The sequence below is a fragment of the Kitasatospora sp. NPDC007106 genome (genome assembly GCF_040634455.1).
GTDB lineage: Bacteria > Actinomycetota > Actinomycetes > Streptomycetales > Streptomycetaceae > Kitasatospora > Kitasatospora arboriphila.
In genome coordinates this window covers 1-2,852 of record NZ_JBEYFP010000742.1, presented here as the reverse complement: position 1 = coordinate 2,852, position 2,852 = coordinate 1, and the positions used below count along the sequence as shown (strand labels likewise).

Annotated in this window: 4 protein-coding genes; 2 read left to right on the top strand and 2 right to left on the bottom strand. The window is 77.5% G+C overall.

Annotated elements, in window-relative coordinates:
- Positions 1-151 precede the first annotated feature (151 nt).
- Positions 152-664, top strand: a complete 513-nt coding sequence (locus ABZ641_RS31690) for a protein phosphatase (RefSeq protein ID WP_359987390.1) — start codon at positions 152-154, stop codon at positions 662-664.
- Between the two features lie 43 nt (positions 665-707).
- Here ABZ641_RS31690 and ABZ641_RS31685 read toward each other — a convergent pair whose 3' ends face one another.
- Together ABZ641_RS31685 and ABZ641_RS31680 are read right to left on the bottom strand one after the other, a co-directional pair.
- Entirely contained in the window at positions 708-1,577 is an 870-nt protein-coding gene (locus ABZ641_RS31685) for a hypothetical protein (RefSeq protein ID WP_359987387.1), read from the bottom strand.
- A gap of 57 nt (positions 1,578-1,634) precedes the next feature.
- The gene (locus ABZ641_RS31680; protein ID WP_344622477.1) at positions 1,635-2,561 is read right to left on the bottom strand and encodes an NAD-dependent protein deacetylase; all 927 of its coding nucleotides are present in this window, start codon (positions 2,559-2,561) and stop codon (positions 1,635-1,637) included.
- A 99-nt stretch (positions 2,562-2,660) separates the two neighbouring features.
- Here ABZ641_RS31680 and ABZ641_RS31675 point away from each other — a divergent pair.
- Positions 2,661-2,852, top strand: a 192-nt coding sequence (locus ABZ641_RS31675) for a hypothetical protein (RefSeq protein ID WP_359987384.1), incomplete at its 3' end; no start/stop codon positions are given.

The following is a 2,852-nucleotide window of genomic DNA, read 5'->3' as shown; positions in this document are numbered from 1 at the left end:
GGGGGGCGGCCGGGGGGGCGGGCGGGGGGGGGGGGGGGCGGGGGCGGGGGGGGCGCGGGGCCCCCCCCCCCCCGCACCTGTCACCGGCACCGCCACCACGCGGGGAACGCGCTGCGGGCGGCGGCCGTTGGACCGCCGGAGAGGGGTGTGGGTGAGGACACGTCAGAAGGACCGCGACGTCCCGGGGCCGCAGACGCCGTGGGACGAGATCGTGCCCGGCCTGTGGATGGGCGGGCACTACTGGACGGACACTGCGGGCGAATTGCAACTCGCCGTCGCCGGAGACGAGTTCGACCTGGTGGTGAGCCTGTACGCCGCGCCGGGCCACGGGCCGGCACCCGGCGTCGAGCACCTGGTGGCCGAGATCCCCGACGCCCCGCTGACCGCCGGTCAGCTCGCGGACGTCCAGCAGCTCGCCCGGGCCACCGCGTCGGCCGTCCGCGACGGCCGCACCGTCCTCGTCCGGTGCCACTCGGGCTACAACCGCTCCGGCCTCGTGGTCGCGCAGGCCCTCGTCGAGCTCGGGACGGAGCCCGCGGCGGCCGTCGAACTCGTCCGGCGGCAGCGCTCCCCGTGGGCCCTGCACAACCGCGTCTTCGAGGACTACCTCGCCGTGGGCCTGGACGTCGCCGCGCTGCTCACCGGCCTGGACACGCCGGCCTGACCGGCCTGACCGGCCCGGTCGGCCCGGCCGACGTGCTCCCGGCTCAGGCCGGGGCGTGCAGGGCCAGCGTCCAGGTGTGCACGGTGTGCCGCCGGTGGTCGGCGGGGTCGCGTTCGGCGACGATCGCGGTGAGGCGCTCGCCCTCGCGGCGCAGGGCGCTGATGTACCGGTGCCGGTCGTCCGCGGGGACGGCCGTCAGCTCGGCCAGCACCGTGTGCTCCAGCCCGCGGCCGACGGCCCGCACCACCCCGTCGTCGATCACCAGCACGGTGCCGTCCTCCAACACCACCGGCCGCGGCACCGTCGGGTCGGTGAGCGCAGGGCCCGCCTCCACGACCCCGCCCGGGAGCAGCCGGACGACCCGGCTGCGGGTCGGGATGCGGCGGTCCTGCTCCACCACCCGGATCCCGCTTCCGGTGACGAAGTGCCCGTAGCTGCGCCAGGCGTCGACCTCGGTGCCGTCCCGGTCGTACTCCCAGGTGTCGAAGTGGCCGTAGCCCTCCAGGCCCAGGAAGAACCGGCCGCCGCGCAGCACCGCCCCGCGCTCGCCGCGGAGTTCGGCCACCGGCCGGCCGTCCGCCAGGTCGAGCAGCAGGGCCGGGCCGAGCATGCCCCACACGGTGTAGGCGAGCGAGTCCGTGGTGACGAGCACCCGCCCCTGCGAGACGTACGCCGCGTTGGGGCGGGCCTCGCACCGGTGCACCCAGCGGGTCCGGCCGGTGTCGTCGCTGCAGCGCACCTCGCCCTGCGTACCGTGGATGCTCAGCCCGTCCCGCCGGGCCAGCGGCCCGTCCACGCGCGGCCCCGGGTCGTACGGCGGCCGGCCGACCGCCGCGACGTGGTCGAGGACGGTGGCGCGCCAAGCTGCGGACTGTGCCTGCCCGCCGGCGCCGTTCTGCTCGGGTGTCGGCATGGCGGTGATGATAGGGCCTGTCCGGTCGAGGGGGCGGACCGTCGTCCGCCGTCGCGCTCAGGGCGCGGTGGGCGGGTGGCCGTGGTGCGCCGCGAGGCGGGACAGGGTCTCGCCGAGCGGTGCCGCCACCCGGACGGCCGCGAACTCGTCGCCCCGGGTGGGGCCCTGGTTGACGATGGCGACCGGCTTGCCGGTGCGGGCCGCGTGGCGGACGAACCGCAGCCCGGACAGGACGGTCAGCGAGGAGCCGAGGACGAGCAGCGCCCGCGCCGCGTCGACCAGGTCGTAGCACTGCTGGACGCGCGGCTTGGGGACGCCCTCGCCGAAGAAGACCACGTCCGGCTTGAGCACGCCGCCGCAGGCCGCGCACGGGGCGACGCGGAAGGCGTGCACCAGCTCGTCGGGCAGCTCGACGTCGCCGTCCGGGTTGATCCGCGAGCCGGTGTCCCGGAAGCCGGTGTTCAGCTCGGTCAGGCGGCGGTCCAGCTCCCGGCGGGTGCTCGTCCGGCGGCAGTCCAGGCAGACCACGCGGTCGAGGGCGCCGTGCAGTTCGACGGCGTCGACCGTGCCCGCCGCCCGGTGCAGCCCGTCCACGTTCTGCGTGATCACGCCCGTGACGTGGCCCGAGCGGCGCAGCTCCTCGACCGCGCGGTGGCCCGCATTGGGCAGCGCACCGGCGATGGTCCGCCAGCCGACGTGGCTGCGCGCCCAGTACCGTCGCCGGCCGTCCTCGCTCGCGGTGAACTCCTGGTACGTCATGGGCGTGCGCGGCCGGGCCCGCCCGGTCTCCCCGCGGTAGTCGGGGATGCCCGACTCGGTGGACAGCCCGGCGCCGCTGAGCACGGCCACCCCGCCGCCGGCGAGCAGCCGCCCGACCTCGCGCAGGCCGTCGGCCGTCGCCGGCCCACCGGCCGGCTGCGGCCCGTCCGCGGGCGGCTCGGACCCGCCGGCCGCCGTGTCCCCGGTCATCGGTCGGATGCGCATGCCCCCGAGGATAGATCGCCCGCCCGCGGACCGCGGCTGACCGGCCCGGGAGGGCCGCGGGCGGCGCGCCGGTGCGACGCTGGGGAGGTCGAGCTCCGGGTGGCCCGTGCCCTTCAGGAAGCGGACCCGGTCGACGCCCTGGTGGAGGTGGACGGTCAGACCGGCGAGGCGCTCCGGCCGGGCCTGCGCGGGCGTGCCGAGCCAGGAGCCGGTCGGTGGGTGGGAGACGTCGCCGCGGGCCGCGCCGTCGACCGTGACGTGGTGGGTGGCGGTGCCCGCGGTGCCGGCCCG